Origin of the sequence: Gottfriedia acidiceleris (assembly GCF_050457485.1) — a bacterium.
Classification (GTDB): domain Bacteria; phylum Bacillota; class Bacilli; order Bacillales; family Bacillaceae_G; genus Gottfriedia; species Gottfriedia acidiceleris_D.
The window spans coordinates 1-25394 of the sequence record NZ_JBCMJM010000017.1 but is presented as its reverse complement, the minus strand read 5'-3'; the positions used below and the strand labels follow the sequence as shown (position 1 = coordinate 25394).

Below are 25394 nucleotides of genomic sequence, written 5' to 3'. Positions count from 1 at the left end.
TGTTATATAAAGGTATGTATTTTTTAAAACTTATAATAAAATACCAATATATATTGGTAATATAAGGTTTGAATCGGAAAAATTAAAATTTTTGCTTATTTCAAATTTTTGTACAATTATAATCCTATTTACATTATAATATTAGATATATATAAATTTATTAGTCATTTAGTAATAGGCTAATGGGGGAAAAGGTGAATGACAGCTAGAAAAATGGACAATCAGACACTAGACGAAATTATGGATAATATGCTCTCATCTGTTATAGATAGTAAGTCCCATGTGTTTGGAATTGTTGAAGATACTCGCTCAGAATATGAGAAATTAAGAGTAGAGCTTGAAGAAGTAAAATTACAAGTAGTAGAGAAGATTGAAAATACGGTTAGATTAGATTTATTAGCCCGATCGGCACACAAAAAACTAACTGAAGTTGATGGGGATTTTAATAAGTATACTGAATCTCAAGTAAAGTCAGTATATGAAACTGTCCAAAATATTCAGGAACAGCATCTTCTTTCATTAAAGGAAGAAAAAGTTCTAATTCTTCGTAGAAAAGAATTAGAAAATAGGCTACAGACTTTGTTAGAGAAACTACAAAAAGCCGAACTATTAGTTGCCCGTATTTCAATTGTTTTAAACTACCTTAATACAGACTTTAAGCAAGTTAGTCATTTACATGAAGATGCAAAACAAAAACAAGAGTTCGGATTTCAACTGATACAAGCTCAGGAAGAGGAGCGTATAAAGTTATCACGCGAAATTCATGATGGACCTGCCCAAACGTTAGCCAGTATATTAATGCAGTCAGACTTTTTGATAAAAACATATCGCCAAAGACCAGAAGAAGAAGCAAGAAAAGAATTAGGTGATATAAAGGAACAAGTCCGTTGCGCATTAGGGGAAGTTAGAAGAATTATATACGATCTACGCCCAATAGCATTAGATGATTTAGGTTTAGTTCCAGCCCTTAATAAATATTTAAAATCGCTTGAGTCGTATAAGCATATTGAGATTAAATTTGAATATTGCGGTCAAAGCAAAAAAAGACTTAATTCAAAAATAGAAGTTGCGATTTTTCGGATCATCCAAGAGGCAGTTCAAAACGCATGTAAGCATGCCGATCCATCAACAATTATTGTAAGACTAGAGTTTTTAGGAAACAAAATTAATGTTTTCGTTCAGGATGATGGAGTTGGTTTTTCAGTTGGAAAAGGCCAAAGTGAAAACTCTTTTGGATTAATAGGAATAAAAGAACGCGTTGAGTTATTAAATGGAGATTTTATAATCGAATCTATACTAGACGAAGGTACGACAATTAGGTTCACTTTAGATGTAGAAATAGAGAATGAGATTGAAATGTCATTTCAAAAAGAAACGTCTGAAAATTTCTAAAAGTAAAATTTTATTTCACGTTTTTCGGAGATTTGCGTCGTATCTATCAATAAAATATGTTAAAATATACTATAATTTAGAAAAAAATACCAATTTCTACAAATTTCGATAGATTAGCAAACTAGAACAAATAAACAGAGGAGTAATGAAATGAAAACTAGAATTGCAATTGTAGATGATCATAAATTGTTTCGTGAAGGAATTAAGAGAATCCTAGACTTTGAAGAGAGTTTTGATGTTGTTGCTGAAGGTTCAGACGGTACAGAGGTTGTAAACATCATGGATCAACATCAAGTAGATGTATTTATTGTTGATATAAACATGCCGACAATGAACGGAGTAACTGCTACAAAAGCATTACTAGAAAAACATCCTGATGCAAAAGTAATTATTTTATCAATTCATGATGATGAATCGTATGTAACTCATGTCCTAAAAGTGGGTGCAAGAGGCTATTTATTAAAAGAAATGGACTCAGATACACTAATTGAAGCGATTAAAGTCGTTACAAAAGGTGGATGTTATTTACACCCGAAGATTACTCACAACCTAGTAGAAGAATTTAGAAGACTATCACTTAAAGAACAGTTATTTAAATCACGAGAAGTAGAAGTGCGCCGTCCATTACATTTACTTACTAGAAGAGAATGTGAAGTACTTCAAATGTTAGCAGATGGTAAAAGTAACCGTGCTATTGGTGAAGCTCTCTTTATTAGTGAAAAAACTGTCAAAAACCATGTAAGTAATATTCTACAAAAGCTAGAAGTAAATGATCGTACTCATGCTGTAGTAACGGCAATTCGAAACGCTTGGGTAGAAGTGAAATAGTTAAGTGCAAAAAGCAGAGTATCGGATGATCGGTACTCTGTTTTAGTTTGTAGAAAAAGAACAATAAAGTTTATTTTTCACGATTAGTCTGAAAGATAGAATCAATAAAATGCCCACTTTTTCTTTTCAATAAATAGGCTTTTAAGTATAATAAGTCTTTCTAAGTCTAACTGAGTTGTCGAATTGGCTCAGAGTAAAGAGAATGAAATACAATGATTTTACTTAACTAGTTGTGTAAAATTAAACCAATAAATACATGGTTAAACGTTATTATATATAAGAAAGGATATGACAATGAGAACTGCAATTGTTACAGATAGTACATCCTATATCCCAAAGGAAATAAGAGATCCTTTAGATATACATATGTTGCCTCTTAATGTAATCTTCGGAGATGCGTCCTACCAAGAAGAAGTTGAAATTACAGCCGAACAATTTTTCCTCAAGGTCCGTGAACAAAAGGAGCTTCCAAAAACTTCACAGCCTGCATACGGCACGATTATTGAAAAATTTGAACAGCTATCAAAAGAATATGAGGCTGTTGTTGCTATCTCATTATCAAGTGGAATTAGTGGAACCTATCAAAGTATTGTATCAGCTGGTTCAATGATTGATAACTTAGAAGTAGTCGCTTACGATTCAGAAATTAGCTGCATGGTCCAAGGGTTTTATGTCATTGAAGCTGCGAAAATGGCAAAGAAAGGTGCTGGACCAACTGAAATCATTGAGCGTTTAGATGAAATAAAACAATCTGCAAATGCTTACTTTATGGTTTTTGATTTAGATCACCTACAACGGGGTGGAAGACTTTCAAGTGCACAAGCATTTGTAGGAAGCTTACTACAAGTAAAGCCAATTCTAACATTTGTAGACAAACAAATTGTTGCCTTTGAAAAAATTCGAACTGAAAAAAAGGCAATGAAACGAATTACAGATTTATTTGGCGAAGTTGCATCAAAAGGTGAAAAAATGAAAGCAGTTGTTATTCACTCAAATCGTGAAGACGATGCAAAAAAGTTAGCCCAACAACTTAGTGAAAAATATCCGAAAGTTGAATTAGAAACTTCATATTTTGGCCCTGTAATTGGAACGCATCTTGGTGAAGGTGCTTTAGGATTGGGTTGGTATGTTGTTTGAGTAGAAGCTCCTTTGATAGGGGGCTTTTTTTGTTTTGTACAGTAAAAACTTGTTATCGCAATTTAAAAAGTGAGTGGCGCAAATAAAAACTCGATAAATTATTGTAGATTTTGTTCAATTTGACTTAAAGTGGGTTTTTTTAGGAGTTTATATAGAAGTTGATCAAAAATGTTTCATAATTAACTCGATTGAATTATTTTAAGTCTACTTTACAAACGAACTGTAGAACTATTGAAATGGTTTTTTTTATAATGGGGTCCTTAAAAAATCGTCACAATATATCTATCTATTTGACAAGGAAATTTCACTGGATTTTACGTCGTTAGTGACTGATTGGATGTAATATTTGAAGATGGTCATATTTATGTGGAACCTTTTTAAAAAATCCCAAGTTTTATCCCTCACAATAATTATTAAAAGAAAGTAGGTTAAAAATGGACAAATTTTACGGTAGAAAACTTCCACTTCCCCCCTCAATAAACCTTCAGGACATCCCTCCAACAAGTCTAATCATTCAAGCGGTTCAAAAAGTTAAAAATCGTGATCAATGCTTTCGTTGTGGTAATCAAAATCAGCACTTTTTCGCTACTCATTTTTGTTTTAAATGTTCATCTCAGTGTACGTATTGTCGAAAATGTATCACTATGGGAAAGATGTCGACGTGTACTGAGCTAGTCATTAATGAAGTTGATATGAAATTCGCTCCCTCAATTTCTGGACTCGAATGGGATGGGAAACTTTCACCGCAGCAAAAAGAAGCATCTATTAAAGTAGTTGAAGCTGTGAACGAAAATCAGAATTTGTTACTTTGGGCAGTTTGTGGTGCAGGAAAAACAGAAATGTTGTTTGAAGGGATTGAAGCTGCACTACAGCAAGGAAAATTTGTTTGCATTACAACTCCTCGAGTAGATGTTGTATTAGAGCTATCGATTCGATTTAGACAAGCCTTCCCTACTATTTCAATTGCAGTACTTTATGGAGGCAGTGAAGAGATATGGGATGGAAATAGGATAACGATCTGTACAGTACATCAGTTAATGAAATTTAGACATACCTTCCACTTATTAATTATCGATGAAGTTGATGCTTTTCCTTATAATATTGAAACATATTTGCACTGGGTTGCAAATGAATCAAGAACAATTAAAGGTTCTACAGTACAAATGACAGCTACCCCCTCTAGTGAACAACAACTACTTGCACTAAAAAATAAAATCAAAAATGTAATGGTCCCCGCAAGATACCATAGGCAACCCCTACCAGTACCGAGCTTTGAATGGATTGGTAACTGGCGTAAAACGATCCGTAAATCACAAAAACTTCCAAATTCTTTAGAAAAATGGATGAAATTATTTATTCAAAAAGGCTGCCCTATCTTTTTGTTTGTCCCTACAATTAGTGAATGTGTTTTTATAGAAGAAGCTGTTAAAAAGATAACAGCTAAATCGGCATCGGTTCATAGTCAAGATCCACAAAGACATGAAAAAGTGAGTGCTTTTCGAAATGGTGATACTCAAGTTTTAATTACAACGACAATTTTAGAGAGAGGCGTTACGATTTCGAATAGTCAAATTGCAGTATTAGGTGCTGATGAAGAGATTTTTACTGAAAGTGCGCTAGTTCAAATTGCTGGGCGTGCTGGTAGGCATATTAATTATGCAAATGGAGAGGTTATCTTTTTTCATAATGGGATTAGCGAAGAAATGGTCAAAGCTAAAAAGCAAATACTTCTAATGAATCATTTAGGTATCGAGAAAGGCTGGTTGGATCATAAATGATTTGTGTATATTGTGGTGTTCGATTTGTTGAGAAGTTTTCCTTGCATAAATTGTTTTTTTTAAGCAATGAATCAGCTTGTTCAAAATGTGTAGCGAAATTTAAAAAAATTATTGGTCCTGTTTGTGAAATTTGTTGTGGTTACATTAGGGAGGATCAAAAGCATTGTAAAAATTGTAAAGAGTATATGAATTTAAAGCTAGATATGCCGTTAATTATGAATAAGTCGATATTTCATTACACAAATGAAATAAAAGAGTGGCTCAATCATTTTAAATTTTGTGGTGATGTTCAGTTGGCATCTATTTTTGCGAGTGATTTGAGGGAATACTATGAAAATTCTTTCAAAAATTATAAAATAGTTCCAATACCTCTAAGTGATGTGAGACTAAAGGAACGAGGCTTTAATCAAGTTGAATTGCTCGCACAATATGCAGGTTTAAACTTAACAAATTGTTTAGAAAGAATTCATACTGAAAAACAAAGTAAGTTAAACCGTTATGAAAGACTAAGTCGAGAACAAGTTTTTTCTTTTTGTGGTGAGCAAAAAATCGATAATGAACCGATTTTATTACTTGACGATGTGTATACAACTGGTAAAACGGTACAAGATGCCGCAGCAATATTGTTAAAAAATGGTGCTACTGAAGTACATTCACTCACATTGATTCGGGCATGAAGCTAGATGGCTTGTTAATTATATAAGAACTTAATTTTACTACGAGTTTTACCGATATTAATAGTAGACATTGGACAGAATAAAACAAAAATATAGATAAATGATCGGAAAATAATAATAAAGTGTCGAGGTATAAAACGATTAGCGATGAGGTGAGAAAATGATGGGTAATACATCTGATGAAGATAAAGTTCATTTACATCAATACAACGTAGAAAAAATTGAAAAAAATATTAAACGAGAACAAGAAGGAAAAATAGAAATCTCCCCTCAAGCGAAGGATAATCAAATCGCTAATCAGATAATCGAAAAACGTGATGAACGTATACAGCAATTAAAAAAACAAATAGATGAGGGAACATACAAAGTTCAACCAATGAAAGTGGCTGAAAAAATGCTTAGTTATTTTAATAAGAAATAAAGACTAATAACCGAACCGGGTTGTTAAAAAAATTGTTAATTAAATAAGAAGAAAATAGGAAAGAACTTAGCAAAAATGTTAAGTTCTTTCTGTGTGTAAACAAGGAAATAAAAATGATTTTCATACGAAATGAAAGCGTCTGGTATTTGAGTAGTGAAGTTTTTAAAGTGTCTTTCATTTTATTGTATTTTAATTTGATTTGGAGGAAAGTTAATATTAATAATTTCGAAAAAACCTTAATAAAATTATGGAAAGATTTTCTTAATATATCACACAATTTTTTCTAATAATGTGATAAACTCAAATGGTTTAGTTTTTTACTTTTTATGTAGAGGTGTACATATGTTATCGATTTTAAAACGATACTTAATTGGTAAACCACTTAAGTCAACAGAGTTAAGTGAACAAAAGTTATCGAATACGAAGGCTTTGGCAATTCTATCGTCAGATGCGCTTTCTTCAGTAGCATACGGTCCGGAGCAGATTCTGATCGTTTTAACTACGGTTGGGGCGGTAGCGTATTGGTATTCGGTTCCGATTGGTATAGGCGTACTGATTTTATTATTAGCATTAATTTTATCTTATCGCCAAATTATATTTAGTTATCCCCATGGTGGAGGCGCTTATGTCGTATCTAAACAAAACCTCGGTGTTATTCCAGGTTTAGTTGCCGGTGGATCCTTGCTAGTTGACTATATTTTGACAGTAGCGGTTAGTGTGTCAGCAGGAACGGACGCAATTACGTCCGCCTTTCCAGTTTTGCATGCTCATACAGTCTTTATTGCTGTTATTTTGGTTATATGTATTACAATATTAAACTTACGCGGACTAACTGAATCTGCTTCGATTTTGGCATATCCAGTTTATTTATTCGTTGTAGCACTTGTTATTATCATTATCGTAGGTTTATATAATGTCTTTACAGGCCATGCACCACAAACAGCACATTCAGCGATTGGTACTGTTGTTCCAGGGATTTCGCTCTTTATTCTTTTAAAAGCATTTTCATCTGGTTGCTCAGCCTTAACTGGTGTAGAAGCAATTTCAAATGCTATTCCGAACTTTAAAGTGCCTTCAGATAAAAATGCGGCAAAAACACTATTGATGATGGGTTCGATTTTGGCAGTATTATTCTCGGGTATAATGTTTTTAGCTTACTGGTATGGAATCGTACCAAATGCAGAAGAAACGGTTATGTCCCAATTAGGTTCTGATATTTTCGGACGAAATGTAATCTATTTCTTTATACAAGGGACAACAGCGCTTATCCTTGTATTAGCAGCTAATACAGGATTTTCAGCATTCCCATTACTTGCTTATAACTTAGCAAGTGATAAATTTATGCCTAGAATGTATTTACTTCGAGGAGATCGTCTAGGATATTCAAATGGTATTATTACACTTGGTATAGCTTCAATTTTATTAATTATTGCCTTCCAAGGTAAAACAGAAGAATTAATTCCATTATATGCGGTTGGTGTATTTGTACCATTTACACTTTCTCAAACAGGTATGGTAATTAAATGGATTAGAGAAAAACCGACTGGCTGGTTCCCAAAATTAATTGCAAACTTCGTTGGAGCAATTATTTCAGCTACAGTTTCGATCATTTTCTTAACTACTAAGTTAAACCAAGTTTGGTCAATATTTGTTTTCTTACCTCTGATTGTTATTCTATTCTTAAGAATTCGTAAGCATTATGAAGCAGTAGGTGACCAATTAAGATTAAATAATGATATTCCTGAAAAAATTAGTGGAAATATCATGGTTGTTCCTGTCGCCGGAATCACAAAAGTAGTTGAACGTACAATGCAATACGCTCAAGGGATTGCTGATGAAGTCTATGCTGTTTACATTTCTTTTGATAAAGAAAGTGAAGAGCAAATGAGAGAAAAATGGGAAGCATGGAATCCAAACGTAAAATTAATAGTTGTTCACTCTGAGTATCGAGAAATCACAAGACCTCTTTTAAAAGTAATAGATGAAATGGAAGCTAAAGCTCATGAACAAGGTTTTGAAATTACAGTTTTAATACCACAGTTTATTACGAGAAAAAATTGGCACAATGTTTTACATAATCAATCAAGCTTATTACTACGAGCGTATTTACTTCATAAACGAAGCGTAATTGTAACTACTGTACCTTATAGATTTAAGGTGTAGAGTGCAGGGGGGTTAAAGAAGGAAAAAACTTGTAGGAAAAATGATATAAATTTTCTTTTTATAAAAATAGGAAAAAAATAATGGGACATGTCAGAAGGTAAGCGAATATGATAGGTAAGGAAATAATTAGAATTTTTCGTTATTTGTCGAATTCGTGAAAAAAAAGGCGATAAGCTACTTTTGACTTGTCCTAGTTTTATGATGTATAGTTGAAATGTGGAGAAGATTCACAAGTTTTCGACTGAAGGGAATGGATTTGAATGCAAGGTAAAGTAAAATGGTTTAATGCAGAAAAAGGTTTTGGATTTATCGAGCGTGAAGATGGAGACGATGTATTCGTACATTTCTCAGCTATCAACGCAGAAGGTTACAAATCTTTAGAAGAAGGCCAAGCAGTTAGCTTCGAAATCGTTGAAGGTAACCGTGGACCTCAAGCTGCTAATGTTACTAAAATTTAATTTTTTCCGTTAATAAGTAAGTATTTGCTTATATAGATTCGGACCACGAGGGCTTACTCAAATGAGTAAGCCTTTGTTTGTTTTGGAAAATTTTTGAGTATCTTTAAATTATTATAAAAATATAATCTGATATAAACGATAAAAGTTCATAAAATGGTCACAGAGATTTCTCATATTTGACAAAAATTTCAAGGAGGAAATTAAGATTGAAGTGTAGAATATAAGTATGACAGCTTTCATTTTTGGAGCTTGATGAAGGAGGAAACCCATATGATGCTAAACATCCGAGGCGAAAATATTGAAATTACTCCAGCAATTCGTGATTACGTAGATAAAAAATTATCGCGATTTGATCGTTATTTTGACGAAGAGTTAACGGCGAGAGTTAATGCTAAGGTATTCCACGACAAGCAAAGAATTGAAGTAACTATTCCTGGAACGTATATGTTATTACGTGCAGAAGAAGAGCATTCAGATTTGTATGCAGCTGTCGATTTAGTTATTGATAAACTAGATCGTCAAATTAGAAAACACAAAACAAAAGTAAATCGTAAGTTAAGAGAAAAAGGTTCATTAAAATTCATGTTTGCACCATCAACTACTGAATCAGCTGTTGCAGTAGAAGAGCACGAAAATGATATTGAGTTAGTTCGAACAAAGCAGTTTGATTTAAAACCTATGGATGCAGAAGAAGCAGTGCTACAAATGAATATGTTAGGTCATAACTTCTTTGTATTCTTAAACGGTGAAACGAATAAAACGAACATCGTTTACGCTAGAAAAGATGGGCGTTATGGTTTAATTGAAGCCAAATAAAAATTAATAAAATAATAATAAAAGGACTGAGCTGAACAAATAGCTTAGTCCTTTTTTGGTTTTTTTGATTATTTTCTAAAATATTAATTAATTCTAATAGAACATTCTCGACATAAGGTTGTCACGTATCTTCATTTAATGATAAAATTAGAAATAGTATCTACTAACTTAATGACATTTTAGTTTATGACTTTATAATAGAGGAGCGTTACGAATGCTTGGAATGATAAAAAAGGTTTTTGATCTTAATCAGCGACAATTAAATAAAATGCAAAAACAAGTTGATCAAGTGTTATCTTTACAGGATCAGTATGCAAAATTATCTGATGATGAACTTAGAGGTAAAACATTTGAATTTAAAGAGCGTATTCAAAAAGGTGAAACTCTTGATGATATTTTAGTTGAAGCATTTGCCGTTGTTCGTGAAGGTGCTACTCGTGTGCTTGGTATGACTCCATATCCTGTACAGTTATTAGGTGGAATTTCCTTACATGAAGGTAATATTTCAGAAATGAAAACTGGGGAAGGTAAAACTTTAACTTCCACTTTACCAGTTTACTTAAATGCATTAAGTAGCGAAGGTGTTCACGTTGTTACAGTCAATGAATACTTAGCTAGTCGTGATGCTCGTGAAATGGGTCAATTATACGAGTTCTTAGGACTTACTGTTGGTCTAAATTTAAATAGTATGGAACCAGATGAAAAGCGTGAAGCATATGCTTGTGATATTACGTATAGTACAAATAATGAATTAGGATTTGACTATTTACGTGATAATATGGTTGTATACGCTGAACAACGAGTTCAACGCCCACTAAACTATGCTATTATCGATGAAGTTGACTCAATTTTAATTGACGAAGCACGTACTCCATTAATTATTTCTGGACAAGCAAAGCAGTCTGCACAATCATATATTGCGGCGAATGCATTTGTTGGAATGCTTAAGCTAGACAAAGACTATACGTACGATGTAAAAACAAAATCAGTTTTATTAACTGAAGAGGGTATTTCACGTGCAGAAAAAGCTTTTGGCGTTGAAAACCTATTTGATTTGAAAAATGTTAACTTAAACCATCATATTACTCAGGCATTACGTGCTCACGTGACGATGACTCATGATGTAGATTATGTAGTTCAAGATGGTGAAATTGTAATCGTTGACCAATTTACTGGTCGTTTAATGAAAGGTCGTAGATACAGTGAAGGTCTTCACCAAGCGATCGAAGCTAAAGAAGGATTAAAAATTCAAAATGAAAGTATGACGCTTGCGACAATTACTTTCCAAAACTACTTCCGTATGTACAAAAAACTTTCGGGTATGACAGGTACAGCTAAAACTGAGGAAGAAGAATTCCGTAATATTTACAATATGAATGTTCTAGTTATTCCTACGAACCGACCAATCGCTCGTATGGATAAACCTGATTTAGTATACAAAACAATGACTGGAAAATTTAATGCTGTTGTCGATGAAATCGTTGAGCGTCACAAAGCTGGGCAACCAGTTCTAGTTGGTACAGTAGCGATCGAGACTTCAGAATTAATCTCTCAATTGTTAAAGCGTAAAGGTGTTAAACACGAAGTATTAAATGCGAAAAACCATGAACGTGAGGCTGATATAATCGCATTAGCTGGTCACCGTGGCGCAGTTACTATTGCGACAAACATGGCTGGTCGTGGTACAGATATTAAATTAGGTGAAGGCATTCGTGAGCTTGGTGGATTAGCTGTTATTGGTACAGAGCGTCATGAAAGCCGTCGTATTGATAATCAGTTACGTGGTCGTTCTGGTCGTCAAGGTGACCCTGGTGTGACAACTTTCTATTTATCAATGGAAGATGAATTAATGCGTCGTTTTGGTTCAGACAATTTATCAGTTATGATGGACCGTTTAGGATTAGATGATTCTCAACCTATTGAAAGTAAAATGGTTTCTCGTGCAGTTGAATCTGCACAAAAACGAGTAGAGGGTAATAACTTTGATGCTCGTAAACAATTACTTCAATATGATGATGTATTACGTCAACAACGTGAAGTTATATATGCTCAACGTTCTGAAGTTATTGATTCAAATGATTTACAACCAATCGTTAAGAATATGATTGAAGGGACTATTAACAGAGTAGTTCAAGCTCATACTCCAAACGAGCAGCTTCAAGAAGAGTGGAATTTAGAAGGAATCATTGATTTCTTAGAAGCAAACTTATTAAATGAAGATGAAATCACAGTTGAACAATTACGTGTAATTGAACCTGATGAAATGGTTGAATTAATTCAAAAAACAGTATTCGAGCGTTACGAAGAAAAACAGGCAGCTTTACCAGTTGAACAAATGCGTGAGTTTGAAAAAGTTGTATTATTACGTACTGTTGATAATAAGTGGATGGCTCATATCGATTCAATGGATCAACTTCGTGAAGGAATCCATTTACGTGCATATGCACAAATTGATCCACTACGTGAATATCAAATGGAAGGCTTCGCAATGTTTGAAGAGATGATTGCTTCAATTGAAGAAGAAGTATCTCGCATTATTATGAAAGCTGAAATTGAAGCTGATGTAGAGCGTGAAGCTGTACAAGGCGATGCAATTCATGTAAGTAATGATGGTGAAGGTGAAGTAAAGAAAAAACCAATCGTAAAAGGCGAAGAAACTGGCCGTAATGAAGATTGTCCTTGTGGATCAGGTAAGAAGTATAAAAACTGCCACGGTAAAGGAATCTAATAAAATAGAAACTATATGAAAAGGGGCAAGGGCAAGTAGTTATTAAAAGGTAGGAGTAACTTTCTTTCAATGGTTATTCTTACTTTACTACTTGTCTTTACCTGCTTTTTATTGTTCGTAAAATTTAATCGAGGTGTTATGTAATGGAATTAGTAGAAGTAAAGCAAGAACTAGAAAAGATGGCGAAACGCCTTCAAGCATTTAGGGGGTCTCTTTGACGTCGAAACAAAACAAGCAAGACTAGATGAGCTTGAAGCGTTCATGTCAGAGCCAGATTTTTGGGATGATCAAAAAGCTGCACAAGTAGTAATTAGTGAAGTAAATGGTTTAAAAGAAGTCATTAATGAATTCAATGATTTAAATGATGGATATGAGAATCTTGAAGTAACTTATGAGTTAGTTAAAGAAGAAAATGACGATGAACTATTTGAAGAACTAGTAACTGAAGTAAAATCTTTAACTGGAAAACTGAATGATTTTGAACTTCAATTATTATTAAGCGAGCCATATGATAAAAATAATGCAATTCTTGAGCTTCACCCAGGAGCAGGTGGAACTGAGTCTCAAGATTGGGGTTCAATGTTATTACGTATGTACACTAGATGGGCTGAAAAACGTGGATTTAAAGTCGAAACTTTAGATTATCTACCTGGTGATGAGGCTGGTATTAAGAGCGTAACTTTAGCAATTAAAGGCCACAATGCTTATGGCTATTTAAAAGCAGAAAAAGGCGTACATCGTTTAGTACGTATATCTCCATTCGATTCATCAGGTCGTCGTCATACTTCTTTCGTTTCTTGCGAAGTAATGCCTGAGTTTAATGAAGAAATTGAAATCGATATACGTACAGAAGATTTAAAAATTGATACGTATCGTGCAAGTGGAGCGGGTGGTCAGCACATTAATACAACTGATTCAGCAGTACGTATTACACATGTTCCAACTAATACTGTAGTAACATGTCAAACAGAGCGTTCACAAATTAAAAACCGAGAACATGCAATGAAAATGTTAAAAGCAAAACTATATCAACGTAAAATAGAAGAGCAACAAGCTCAACTAGATGAAATCCGTGGAGAACAAAAAGAAATTGGCTGGGGAAGTCAAATTCGTTCATATGTTTTCCACCCATACTCAATGGTTAAAGATCATCGAACAAACACAGAGGTTGGTAATGTACATGCAGTAATGGATGGGGATCTTGATCCATTTATTGATGCTTACTTACGTTCTAAGATTTAATGTTGAAAAATGGGCTGATAAGATTGGGGGAAACTTCTTTCTTACCAGCCCTAATCTTTGGGGACAAAAGAGGTATATTTTATCATTTAGTTAGTTGTAAATCCATCTTTTAACCTATAACATCTACTTTCAGACTGCCTGCCAAACACTTGCAATTAGTCTGATCATCAATTTTTTTGGACTTTGTCTAAACGGACAGCTTCTAATTATGGAGATGTTATTCTTTTGAGCTTTTTTCTTTAGGGGATTAATAAGGATTTTACCTTACTAATGTAAAGGAGTTACATGAATCATATTTATTTTTAAGTTGTTTTACAAATAGAAGAAATTAAATTTTGTTTATATGTAATTAAATCTTATTGTTTTTTTCATAATAAAAAATAGAGAGAGTATCCGATATAAAGGATATAAAATAGAAAAGTTGTCTGTAAGTGAGAAATATTGAGGGGGATAAGTTTGAAAAAGGTCAGATATTCTACTGCTCTAACTGTAGGGTGGGGAAAAACGTTTTTTGAGTACTTTTTTGTATTAATTGGTTCTGCAATTATTGCTGTCGCGTTTTGTGTGTTTTTATTACCAAATCATATTGCTTCTGGTGGGGTAAGTGGTATTTCGACGATTCTAAAGAGCACAATGGGATTTAATCCTGCATTTGTACAATGGGCTTTTAATATTCCTTTATTTATAGCAGGCGTCATTTTCTTAGGTAGACAATTTGGCGCTAAAACATTAGTTGGAACAATCTTTATTCCACTTGTTGTTTATTTAGTTGATTTATACAATATAAAACCTGCCACTGATAATCCACTTTTAGCATCAATTTTTGGTGGACTATTTATTGGTTTAGGTCTAGGCATCGTGTTCCGTGGGAAAGCGTCTACTGGTGGTACAGATTTAGCAGCTCAAATTGTTCATAAATATACTGGTTTATCACTTGGGATTTGTGTAGCTTTTATTGACGGGTTAATTGTTCTTACATCTGCAATCGTGTTTAATCTTGAAAGTGGTATGTATGCACTAATTGCACTTTTTGTTACGAGTAAAACAATCGACTTAGTTCAAATTGGACTTGCTAGATCAAAAATGGCACTAATTATTACTTCCGAAGTGGAGCCTGTAACAACAGCTATTGTTCACCAATTAGATCGTGGAGTAACAAAGCTAACTGGTGTTGGTGGATATACAAATGAAGACCGTTTAGTATTAATGTGTGTACTTGATCAAACTGAATTTTCTTCTCTACGTGATATCGTTCGGTCAGTTGATCGAAATGCTTTCATCACAGTCGTAGATGCAACAGAAGTTCTTGGAGAAGGTTTCACAAATTTGACATAAAAAGGTAAAATAAATATTTTTATTAGTAGTAGACTATAGTTATGGGATTTTTAAAGGGGCGATGATTTTTGTGAAAAAGCTATTTCTTGCTTTTATAACTGGTGGTATGCTGTTAACGATTACTGCATGTGGTTCAAATAATAATTCTAGTAAAAATAATAATTCAGGTGCGCCGGTTTCAGTTGCTAATGGGGAAAAGTTATTTAAACAAAGCTGTGCTAGCTGCCATGGTGGAGAATTAGAAGGAATAATTGGACCGAGCTTAAAAAAGGTCGGAGCGAAATATTCTGAAAAAGAAATAGAAAATATTATCCATGATGGTAGAGGTTCAATGCCTAGTGGAGTTGTTCAAGGAAATGACGCGAAAAGTGTAGCGAAATGGCTTGCGACTAAAAAATAAAATGTTTTAAATTCTATCGAAAAAAATGAAAGAAACAGACAATTTTCTGTCAATTAGAAAAGGTCTGTTTCTTTTCATTTTAGTTACATTTTTCCATGATTTGTTAAACAAACCCATAAATCGTTCGGAAATAATCTTGACTATTATTAAAATGTAACATAAATTTATCAATTTTGACATTTTTTAAGTGGTATAATAGAGGAGCTTAGCTGAAATTATCGAAATATGTAAATAGCAGGCGAATTAATAAGATCAAGTAAAGTTAGTATAATTTCATCCAGAATGGATCTTATATAGTTTGATAGAAGAAAACGGAAACAAAAAATTAAGGAGAATGTCATGATTGAGTTAAAGGATGTTTATAAGACTTATCCTAATGGTGTTCTTGCGGTAGATGGTATTAATGTAAAAATTCGCCAAGGTGAATTTGTGTATGTCGTGGGACCAAGTGGTGCCGGAAAGTCGACATTCATTAAAATGATGTATCGCGAAGAAAGACCATCAAAGGGTACAATCTTAATTAATGGAATTGATTTAAGCCATATGAAGGATAAAAAAGTTCCTTTATTACGAAGAAATATTGGGGTAGTTTTCCAAGACTATAAATTATTACCGACTTTATCAGTTTATGAAAATATTGCATTTGCACTTGAAGTTATTGAAGAAAATCCGAAAACAGTAAAGAAGAGAGTTATGGAAGTACTTGACCTTGTTAAGTTAAAACATAAAGCGCGATTCTTACCAACAGAGCTTTCTGGTGGTGAACAGCAACGTGTTTCGATTGCCCGTTCTATTGTAAATAAACCACAAGTAGTGATCGCCGATGAGCCAACGGGTAACCTAGACCCTGAAACTACTTGGGAGATTATGGATATATTTAAAGAAATCAATGATCGTGGAACAACTGTAGTAATGGCAACTCATAATAAAGATATCGTAAATACGATAAAGCGACGTGTAATTGCAATTGAATCTGGAAAAATTGTACGCGACCAAGCGAGAGGAGTGTACGGTTATGAAAGCTAGAACTGCAAGAAGACATGTTCGCGAGGGACTACGTAGTTTAAAACGAAATGGTTGGATGACGTTTGCATCGATAAGTGCTGTTGCAGTTACTTTAATGCTTGTTGGCGTATTTTTAACCGTAATTTTGAACGTTAATCACATTGGAACAACTTTAGAAAAAGATGTTGAAGTACGTGTTTTAGTTGATTTAACAGCAAACAAAGAGCAACTAGCTACTTTAAAAGAAGAAATCAAAAAATTAGATCATGTAACTACTGTAAAGTTCTCATCGAAAGATCAAGAATTAAACAATCTAATCAAAAGTATGGGAGAAGATGGAAAAGCATTCCAACTGTTTGAACAGCAAAATCCATTAAATGATACGTTTATTGTAAAAACAGATTCTCCAGAACAAATCGCACCAGTAGCCAAAAAAATTGAAGGCTTAAAATATATTGACGAAGTAATTTATGGTAAAAAACAAGTTCAAAAATTATTTAATGCAGTTTCGGTAGGTCGTAATATCGGTTTAGTACTGATTTTCGGACTATTATTTACTGCGATGTTCTTAATCTCTAATACTATCAAAATAACGATTATGGCAAGACGACGCGAGATTGAGATTATGAGATTGGTAGGTGCAACTAATAACTTTATTCGTTGGCCGTTCTTAATAGAAGGTTTACTGTTAGGTGTGTTAGGATCGGTTATTCCGATTGTTTTACTATTAACTGGCTATAAGGTCATTTATAATATGTTAATGCCAAAATTAGCAGGAACAATGTTTACATTATTACCATTTTCACCGTTTGTTTACCAGCTATCTGCAATATTAATAGCTATTGGTGCAATAATCGGGATGTGGGGTTCTGTCATGTCAATTCGTAAGTTTTTACGTAAATAAGATTAAATATTTCATTTGTAGTTCTATTGTTTTAATAGTGTAATTCGATTGATAAGCTCTAGTTCCCAATTTAACGTCTGTCTGAGTTGATACAGGTACTAGGGCTTTTCTATATACATATAAGGAGGGATCTTAGATGAGTAAGAGAAAATCATCGAAAGTAATAACGATTATGTTATGCAGTACTTTCATAGTCGGTGCTATCCCATCCGTTTCTTTTGCTGAAAGTAAATACCAATCAGAAATTGACCGCATTAAAAAGAAGCGTAGTGAAGTTAAGGATCAGACGGATGCAACAAACAACAAAATTGCTGATATAAAGCATGACCAGCAAGAAGTTGTTGCGGAGCTTGAAAAACTTGATGCTCGGATGAAACTGACTAAGCAAAAAGTTAACCAAACCGAAGATGCAGTTAGTGATGGGAAAAAGCAAATTTCAAAACTAAAGGAAGAAATTAAGTTTATTGAAGAACGCATTAAATCTCGTGAAGAATTATTGAAAAACCGTATGCGTTCTCTTCAAAAAGCTGGTGGAATGGTATCATACATTGATGTCATTTTAGGCGCTAATAGTTTCGGAGATTTAATTCAACGAATGAGTGCCGTACAAATTATTATGAAGGCTGACGAGGACATTATTAAGCAGCAAAACTCGGACTTAAAAGAAGTTAGTGCTAAAAAAGATGATTTGACTATAAAGCAAGCAAAAATCGAAAGAGATTTAGCGAACTTAAAGAGTCTAAATTATCAACTTGCAAGTCAGGTTAGCGAAAAGAACAAATTAATGGCTTCATTAAAAGCTAAAGAAAGTGAAGCTCATGAAGATGTTTTAGATTTAAAGGAACAAGATCAATTATTAGCAAGTCAGCAGGCTGCAATGCAAAAAGCTCTTGAAATCGCTAAGAAACAAGCTGCTGAAAGAGCTGCGGCAGAAGCTAGACGTAAAGCAGAGGCTAAACGTAAAGCAGAAGTTGCTGCAAAAAGTAAAAAGCCATCTACAAGTACAAGTCATTCAAGTGAATCTGGAAACTCTAGTAGTTCGGGTAATTCTAGTAACTCAGATAGTACTGGTAGTTCTGATAATACACCAACCGTTTCTAGTGGCAACTTTACAAGACCAGCAAACGGTTATATCTCTTCTGGATTTGGACAACGTTCATTTGAAGGTGGAGAGTTCCATGAAGGTGTTGATATTGCCTCAGCGGGAAGTGTACCAGTTGTAGCGGCAGCTGATGGAGTTGTAATTCGTGCTTATGTCTCATCTTCTTATGGAAATTGTGTATTTATTACGCATAATATTGGTGGACAAGTATGGACAACTGTATATGCTCACTTGGCTAGTTTTAATGTATCAACTGGACAAACTGTTTCAAAAGGTATGAAAATTGGTTATATGGGAAATTCAGGTCATTCTACAGGACAACATTTACACTTTGAATTACATAAAGGTGAATGGAATTATGCTAAATCAAATGCAGTAGATCCTATGAAATATATTAATTTTTAATTTACTAAAAACCTATCCTAAAACACTAGGATGGGTTTTTTCTTTTTTTCTTTTTTTACTATATAAATCCTAATTGATTTATAAAACTGGCCATTCATACCTAAATAGTTTGAGGTGGTTAAAATCAATTATATTAATTACTAGTTTATAATAATTATAATTTGATATTGATTTTCATTACTAGTTAGGTTATTATATAATTATTACTAGATTATAATAATTATAATTAAGGAGAAATGATATGACAAATAACCGACTAACAACAAATCAAGGCGTGCCAATTGGAGATAATCAAAATTCACTTACAGCGGGACGTAGAGGTCCAACTTTATTAGAGGATTATCAATTAATTGAAAAACTAGCTCATTTTGACCGTGAAAGAGTACCTGAGCGTGTTGTGCATGCACGCGGAGCTGGCGCACACGGTGTTTTCATAACTAAAAATAGTATGAAAAAATATACGAAAGCTAAGTTTTTACAAGATCCCGGAACAGAAACACCTATATTTGCTCGTTTCTCAACAGTTATTCATGGATTACATTCTCCGGAAACATTACGTGATCCTCGAGGATTTGCTGTGAAATTCTATACTGAAGATGGTAATTATGATTTTGTAGGTAACAATCTTCCTATATTCTTTATTCGTGATGCAATGAAATTCCCAGATATGGTTCATTCATTAAAGCCGGATCCTAGGACTAATTTACAAACACCTAACAGATATTGGGATTTTATGTCTCTAACACCTGAGTCAACAAATATGTTATTACATTTATTTTCTGATGAAGGTATTCCAGCGAACTATCGTCAAATGAGAGGTTCAAGTGTTCACGCATATAAATGGGTAAATGAATACGGTAATACTGTTTATATAAAACTTCGTTGGGTACCAAAGCAAGGAATTGAAAATCTTTCAATGGAGGAAGCTAGTGAAGTTCAAGGTAAAGACTTTAACCATGCAAGCCGTGATTTATACGATTCAATTGAAAACGGAGAATTCCCAGAATGGGACTTATATGTACAAGTATTAAATCCAGCAGATATGGATGATTTCGATTTTGATCCATTAGACCCTACAAAAGATTGGTTTGAAGATGTGATTCCTCGACAATTTGTTGGAACGATGATCCTTAATCGAAACCCTGAAAATGTATTTGCAGAAACTGAATCTGTTGGATTTAATCCAGGTGTGTTAGTTCCTGGTATATTACCATCTGAGGATAAGTTACTACAAGGAAGATTATTCTCTTATTCAGATACCCAAAGATATCGTATTGGGGCAAATTATTTACAACTTCCAATTAACTGTCCTTTTGCGAAAGTAGCAAATGGTCAACGTGATGGTCATTTGCCTTTTAGTCAGCAAACACATCAAATTAACTATGAGCCAAATAGCTACTCGGATACGCCAAAAGAGGATGCCGATTATGTTGAAGTAGTTCAGCCATTAAGCGGTGTTTCTGAGCGCAAAAAAATAGAAAAAACAAATGACTTCGGTCAAGCGGGAGAAGTGTGGAATAGATATAGTAAAGCTGAGCAGGATGCTGTTATTAAAAATATTAGTGCTGATCTAGCAGATGTAGATGAAAAAATTAAGCTTCGTGCTGTTTGTAACTTCTATCGTGCAGATGCAAAATTAGGTGAGAGACTTGCGGAGATATTAGGTATTAATCTAAATCCATACTTACAACATCTACCAAAATAAATTAAACTCTTCTAATAAAAATTTATTAAATCGTGTTCTACTTGCAAACATAAGTGATACAGGCTTATCATATAATAGAACAGAAATGGCATCGCACGTCTGTGTGATGCTTTTTCAAGTACATACACTATTTAATAGATTGGTACGTTCTTAAGGAACGAAAAATAGGAGGTTCTGTATGAATCGTAAAACAACGGCTTTACTTGCAACAGCAACATTTGTTGTTGGTATGGGAGTAGGTACATTTGCATTTAATGATGGTACAAGTACAATCGTTTCGAAATTCTCTGAGAGTAAAGAAGTAAAAGCTTCAGAAGATGAAAATATTGCTAAAATACAAAAAGCTTACGAAATAATTGCAAATCAATATGTGAAAAAGATTGATCCTGATAAATTAACTGAAGGTGCAATCCAAGGGATGGTAACAACCTTAGATGATCCGTTTTCTACTTATATGGATGGAAAGACAGCTAAACAATTCCATGAATCATTAGGTTCATCTTTCCAAGGTATTGGAGCGGAAGTTTCTAAAGATGGTGAAAAACTAATTATTGTATCTCCAATTAAGAACTCTCCTGCGGAAAAGGCTGGTCTGAAACCAAAGGATGAAATTTTATCAGTCGATGGTAAGAGTGTAAAAGGTTTATCACAGTATGATGCGGTATTAAAAATCCGTGGTAAAAAAGGAACAAATGTTACGATTGAAGTACAACGTCCAGGAGTTCCGGATCCAATTAAATTTACAATTAAACGTGATGATATTCCAATGTATACAGTATTTAGTTCAGTGAAAGACGTAAACAACGAAAAAATTGGTTATATTCATATTACCTCGTTTAATGAAAAAACAGCAGACGAGTTTAAGAAAGAATTGAAAAAGCTAGAGGAGCAAAACATCCAGGGATTAACAATTGACGTTCGAGGAAATCCTGGCGGGTACTTACAAGCTGTAGAAGGCGTTTTAGAAGAATTAGTTGTAAAAAGTGAGCCATACTTACAGGTTGAAAATAGAAATGGCCAACGTGAAAAGTATTATACTAAATTAAATAAAGCGAAACCATATCCAATTGATGTATTAATTGATAAAGGAAGTGCATCTGCGGCAGAAATATTAGCAGCGGCATTAAGTGAAGCAGGACATTATGAATTAATTGGGGAAAAATCTTATGGTAAAGGTACTGTACAATCTACATTAGATTTCAAAGATGGTAGCAATATTAAGTTAACACAATTTAAATGGTTAACTCCAGATGGTACTTGGATTCACAAAAAAGGTATTAAACCAGATGTTGCTGTGAAACAACCTGATTATTTCTACGCTACACCAATTGATAAAAAGAAAACATTTAAATTCGATGACAATGATGAAAATATTAAACAAGCGCAAATCATGTTAAAAGGTTTAGGTTATGACCCAGGCCGTAAAGATGGATATTTCAGCAAACAAACAGAGACAGCAGTTAAGAATTATCAAAAAGCTGTTGGGATTACTGTTAACGGTGAGATTGATCCTCTAACGTCAGAAAAACTTGAATCATCATTAATTGATAAAATTAAAGATGAAAAGAATGATCTTCAGTTAGAGAAAGCTTTAGATATGGTAGCTCAGTAATACTACACAAAGAGGACAATTTTGTATTGTCCTCTTTGTTATAGTAATGTCCAGTTTTATTTCGTCCTCATTTGACATAATTCCCGGGAAATAGATTTGAAATTACAATCCATGCAGGAATTTTAGTTTAGTATGTCGAAAGTACACTTTATGGAGAAGTGTGCTTTTTTTATTGTTTTGTAGCATATTCTCTTTGAAAAAACATTAATAAACCGATAACATAAGTATATCAATCTATTATATAAAAAAGGTGGTGAATGTTATGTGGTCAAATTTATTATCTGAACTATTAGTTGGATTAGGTAAACTATTTTTAAATCCATTTACTTATATATTTTTCATCGCATCAATTTTCTGTGGCAATTTACGCGTAAAACGAGAACGTAAGCATTTTTCGGTTCGGAATTTTAATGTAACGTTCGAGTGGAAAACTTCACTATGGTATGGATTACTGATTGGATTAATTCTTTCAGTTATCACATTGGTAGCTGGAATTAGCATTCCGGTTGAAATGGTTTATTTACTAAGTGTATTGACGATTATTTGTGCACTAATTTTACAATTCAGATGGATGTCTCCTGCTTATCTTTTTGGACTAGCATTAGTAGCACTGCCATTACTAAATAGAGGGCAAGATTCATTACCTTTGTTGAAAAACTTTATACCTAATGATCTGAATGCTATGCTTCCTGCTATAACGATTTTATTGGCTTTACTTTTATTAGCTGAAGGAATTTTAGTTCAACGTAATGCTGCAAATCATACAACTCCTTTATTTATTGAAAGTAAACGTGGAAAAAGAGTAGGAGCACATGAAGCAAATAGATTATGGATGGTGCCATTATTTTTACTAATACCAAGTGGTTCGATCGTTAGTGACTATTCATGGTGGCCTACACTTGCTTTAGGTGATAGTGGGTATTCGATTCTTTGTGTACCATTTGGAATTGGATTTTACCAGTTAATTCAAGGAATGCTTCCAAAGGAATCAATTAAACTTGTTGGTAAACAAATAGTAGCTTTAGCAATTATAGTTTGTGCAGGTGGAATATTAAGTCACTTTATTGGTTTTGTAGCATTTATAGCTGTAGCAATCGCGGTAGTGGGACGAGAAGCTATACACTATATTCATAAAAATAAAGATATTAATACACCATCTTACTTTACAGTTAAATCAACTGGCCTAATTGTTTTAGGGATTTTACCAAACTCAGTAGCAGATAAAATGAATATTAAAGTAGGCGAAAGCATTACTAAAGTAAATGGACAAAATGTCTCTACTGTTAATGAGTTTTATGAAGCACTACAAATTAATCGTGCGTACTGTAAATTAGAAGTAGTTGATTTGAATTCTGAAATTCGTATTACTCAATCTTCAGTTTATGAAGGTGAACACCATGAGTTAGGATTTTTATTCCCAGAAGAAGAATCTAAATATAGTGGACAGGTCGGATAAGAGTAGTAGGTTGGAAGCTTTAATTTCTACAATATAAAATCAAAAGGAACATATTCATAACTTGAATATGTTCCTTTTTTTATACTGGTTTATGAGTCTAATACAGGGGTGTTTTTGTAGGTAGTATGTCATGTTTTTGAGTGTGTTTAGAGACCTATTGCTCAGGTTGATGAAATCTAGCATTCTATTAAAAGTAGAGATTATAGAAAATGGTTCCTTCATTTTTTAGCTCTTTTAAATTTTGTCACATTAGTAAGCGACAAATACGAATATTCATTTCATTGTATTGGTACTGTAAGCGTTTTATCATTTGTATATAAGCTTCACAAGGGAGGTAAGATTTTGAATACAGATAAAAACAATAATATAAAAGTAAAAATACAACGCTTTGGTAGCTTTTTAAGCGGTATGGTAATGCCAAACATTGGTGCTTTTATTGCATGGGGGTTAATAACTGCAATGTTTATCCCAACAGGTTGGATACCTAATGCAAAATTAGCTGTATTAGTTGGACCGATGATTACTTACTTATTACCATTGCTAATTGGTTTTACTGGCGGAAGAATGGTCCATGATATTCGAGGTGGAGTTGTTGGTGCGATTGCAACGATGGGGGTAATTGTTGGTGCAGAGATGCCGATGTTCTTAGGCGCTATGATTATGGGACCACTTGGCGGTTTGGCTATTAAGAAATTTGACCAAGCTATACAAGGAAAAGTTAAGTCAGGATTTGAAATGTTAGTTAATAATTTCTCAGCGGGTATTTTAGGAGCGATTTTAGCGATAATTGGCTTAATAGGTGTTAATCCAGTTGTTTCGACACTAACAGAAGCATTAGCTAACGGTGTAGATATGATGGTAAAAGCAAATGTCATTCCATTGGCAAACATATTTATTGAACCGGCAAAAATCTTATTTTTAAACAATGCGATTAACCATGGAATTTTAAGTCCAATTGGTCTTGAACAAGCAAAGTCAGTTGGAAAGTCACTTTTATTCTTACTAGAAGCAAATCCAGGACCGGGCTTAGGTGTACTATTAGCATATACAATATTCGGAAAAGGTACAGCTAAACAAACAGCACCAGGAGCAGTGATTATCCATTTTCTAGGTGGAATTCATGAGATTTATTTCCCTTATATTTTAATGAGACCTTTATTAATCTTTTCGGTAATCGCTGGTGGTGTGGCTGGTACATTTACTTTTAATATTTTAGGCGCGGGTCTAGTAGCAGCGGCTTCTCCAGGTAGTATTATTGCAATATTAGCAATGGCTCCAAAAGGAGGATACTTACCAATTCTTGCGGGAGTATTTGTTGCAACAGCCGTTTCATTTATCGTTTCAGCTGTAGTTCTGAAATCATCTAAGTCAGTTGCATCAGATGAAGATTTAGAAAGAGCAGCTCAAAAAACACAAGAATTAAAAGGTAAAGAAAGAAAAGTAGCTAGTCTATTACAGACTGAAAAAGAAGTAGCTAGTTCTCTTGGTATTGATAAAGAAGTGAAAAAGATTATTTTTGCCTGTGATGCTGGTATGGGTTCAAGTGCCATGGGGGCATCAATATTACGCAAAAAGGTAAAAACAGCGGGGATAGAATTAGAGGTTACGAATGTAGCAATTAATAATTTACCAAATGATGTGGATGTTGTTATAACTCATAAAGATTTAACTGATCGAGCAAAAGCAAAAGTACCGAATGCAGTTCATATTTCAGTGGAGAACTTCTTAAACAGTCCAAAGTATGATGAATTAGTGAATTCTTTATTAAAATAAAAAAAATTTTAAAGAGGTTAGCAACTGTTAATTTAAATTTATAAAAGTTTATAAAAA

General features: G+C 33.6%; 20 protein-coding genes. All 20 read left to right on the top strand.

Annotated elements, in window-relative coordinates; genetic code table 11:
• Positions 1–198 precede the first annotated feature (198 nt).
• The 20 genes from ABEY15_RS17850 to ABEY15_RS17755 all read left to right on the top strand — a co-directional run bounded on the left by ABEY15_RS17850 (position 199) and on the right by ABEY15_RS17755 (position 25337).
• The gene (locus ABEY15_RS17850) at positions 199–1392 is read left to right on the top strand and encodes a sensor histidine kinase (protein WP_429891488.1); all 1194 of its coding nucleotides are present in this window, start codon (positions 199–201) and stop codon (positions 1390–1392) included.
• Positions 1393–1542: 150 nt separating this feature from the next.
• Positions 1543–2220, top strand: coding sequence for a response regulator (locus ABEY15_RS17845; RefSeq protein ID WP_025671298.1), 678 nt, complete (start codon positions 1543–1545; stop codon positions 2218–2220).
• Positions 2221–2514: 294 nt separating this feature from the next.
• Positions 2515–3357, top strand: coding sequence for a DegV family protein (locus ABEY15_RS17840; RefSeq protein ID WP_429891487.1), 843 nt, complete (start codon positions 2515–2517; stop codon positions 3355–3357).
• Positions 3358–4001: 644 nt separating this feature from the next.
• Positions 4002–5135 (top strand): DEAD/DEAH box helicase, encoded by a 1134-nt coding sequence (locus ABEY15_RS17835; protein WP_429891486.1) that lies wholly within the window; start codon positions 4002–4004, stop codon positions 5133–5135.
• Between the two features lie 185 nt (positions 5136–5320).
• On the top strand, positions 5321–5812 hold the full coding sequence (locus ABEY15_RS17830; RefSeq protein WP_429891485.1) for a ComF family protein: 492 nt from the start codon (positions 5321–5323) through the stop codon (positions 5810–5812).
• Between the two features lie 160 nt (positions 5813–5972).
• On the top strand, positions 5973–6233 hold the full coding sequence (locus ABEY15_RS17825) for a flagellar biosynthesis anti-sigma factor FlgM (RefSeq protein ID WP_429891484.1): 261 nt from the start codon (positions 5973–5975) through the stop codon (positions 6231–6233).
• 342 nt (positions 6234–6575) lie between these two features.
• Complete coding sequence (locus ABEY15_RS17820) at positions 6576–8396, top strand: APC family permease (protein ID WP_429891483.1); 1821 nt, start codon at positions 6576–6578, stop codon at positions 8394–8396.
• Positions 8397–8656: 260 nt separating this feature from the next.
• Positions 8657–8854, top strand: coding sequence for a cold-shock protein CspD (gene cspD, locus ABEY15_RS17815; protein WP_056469532.1), 198 nt, complete (start codon positions 8657–8659; stop codon positions 8852–8854).
• Positions 8855–9124: 270 nt separating this feature from the next.
• Entirely contained in the window at positions 9125–9670 is a 546-nt protein-coding gene (hpf, locus tag ABEY15_RS17810) for a ribosome hibernation-promoting factor, HPF/YfiA family (RefSeq protein WP_069033815.1), read from the top strand.
• Between the two features lie 214 nt (positions 9671–9884).
• Complete coding sequence (gene secA, locus ABEY15_RS17805; RefSeq protein ID WP_429891482.1) at positions 9885–12398, top strand: preprotein translocase subunit SecA; 2514 nt, start codon at positions 9885–9887, stop codon at positions 12396–12398.
• Between the two features lie 143 nt (positions 12399–12541).
• A protein-coding gene (gene prfB, locus ABEY15_RS17800; protein ID WP_248267333.1) for a peptide chain release factor 2 occupies positions 12542–13640 on the top strand; the annotation gives its coding sequence in 2 pieces (ribosomal slippage) (positions 12542–12604 and positions 12606–13640; 1098 coding nt in all).
• Positions 13641–14096: 456 nt separating this feature from the next.
• A complete protein-coding gene (locus ABEY15_RS17795) occupies positions 14097–14975 on the top strand; it encodes a YitT family protein (RefSeq protein WP_097975035.1) in 879 nt (292 codons plus the stop codon).
• A 70-nt stretch (positions 14976–15045) separates the two neighbouring features.
• Positions 15046–15375 carry a cytochrome c551 gene (gene cccB, locus ABEY15_RS17790; RefSeq protein ID WP_429891481.1) on the top strand — a complete coding sequence of 110 codons (330 nt, stop codon included), beginning with the start codon at positions 15046–15048 and terminating at the stop codon, positions 15373–15375.
• Positions 15376–15714: 339 nt separating this feature from the next.
• Positions 15715–16401: a cell division ATP-binding protein FtsE gene (gene ftsE, locus ABEY15_RS17785; RefSeq protein WP_429891480.1), complete on the top strand. Its 687-nt coding sequence runs from the start codon at positions 15715–15717 to the stop codon at positions 16399–16401.
• Entirely contained in the window at positions 16391–17284 is an 894-nt protein-coding gene (ftsX, locus tag ABEY15_RS17780) for a permease-like cell division protein FtsX (protein WP_429891479.1), read from the top strand. Before ftsE ends, ftsX begins: the two co-directional genes overlap by 11 nt.
• Positions 17285–17420: 136 nt before the next feature.
• Positions 17421–18791 (top strand): murein hydrolase activator EnvC family protein, encoded by a 1371-nt coding sequence (locus ABEY15_RS17775; protein WP_429891478.1) that lies wholly within the window; start codon positions 17421–17423, stop codon positions 18789–18791.
• Positions 18792–19032: 241 nt separating this feature from the next.
• The gene (locus ABEY15_RS17770) at positions 19033–20496 is read left to right on the top strand and encodes a catalase (protein WP_429891477.1); all 1464 of its coding nucleotides are present in this window, start codon (positions 19033–19035) and stop codon (positions 20494–20496) included.
• A gap of 178 nt (positions 20497–20674) precedes the next feature.
• Positions 20675–22108 carry a S41 family peptidase gene (locus tag ABEY15_RS17765; RefSeq protein WP_429891476.1) on the top strand — a complete coding sequence of 478 codons (1434 nt, stop codon included), beginning with the start codon at positions 20675–20677 and terminating at the stop codon, positions 22106–22108.
• Between the two features lie 262 nt (positions 22109–22370).
• Complete coding sequence (locus ABEY15_RS17760; RefSeq protein ID WP_429891475.1) at positions 22371–23564, top strand: PDZ domain-containing protein; 1194 nt, start codon at positions 22371–22373, stop codon at positions 23562–23564.
• A gap of 339 nt (positions 23565–23903) precedes the next feature.
• Positions 23904–25337, top strand: coding sequence for a PTS mannitol transporter subunit IICB (locus tag ABEY15_RS17755; RefSeq protein WP_429891716.1), 1434 nt, complete (start codon positions 23904–23906; stop codon positions 25335–25337).
• Positions 25338–25394 lie beyond the last annotated feature (57 nt).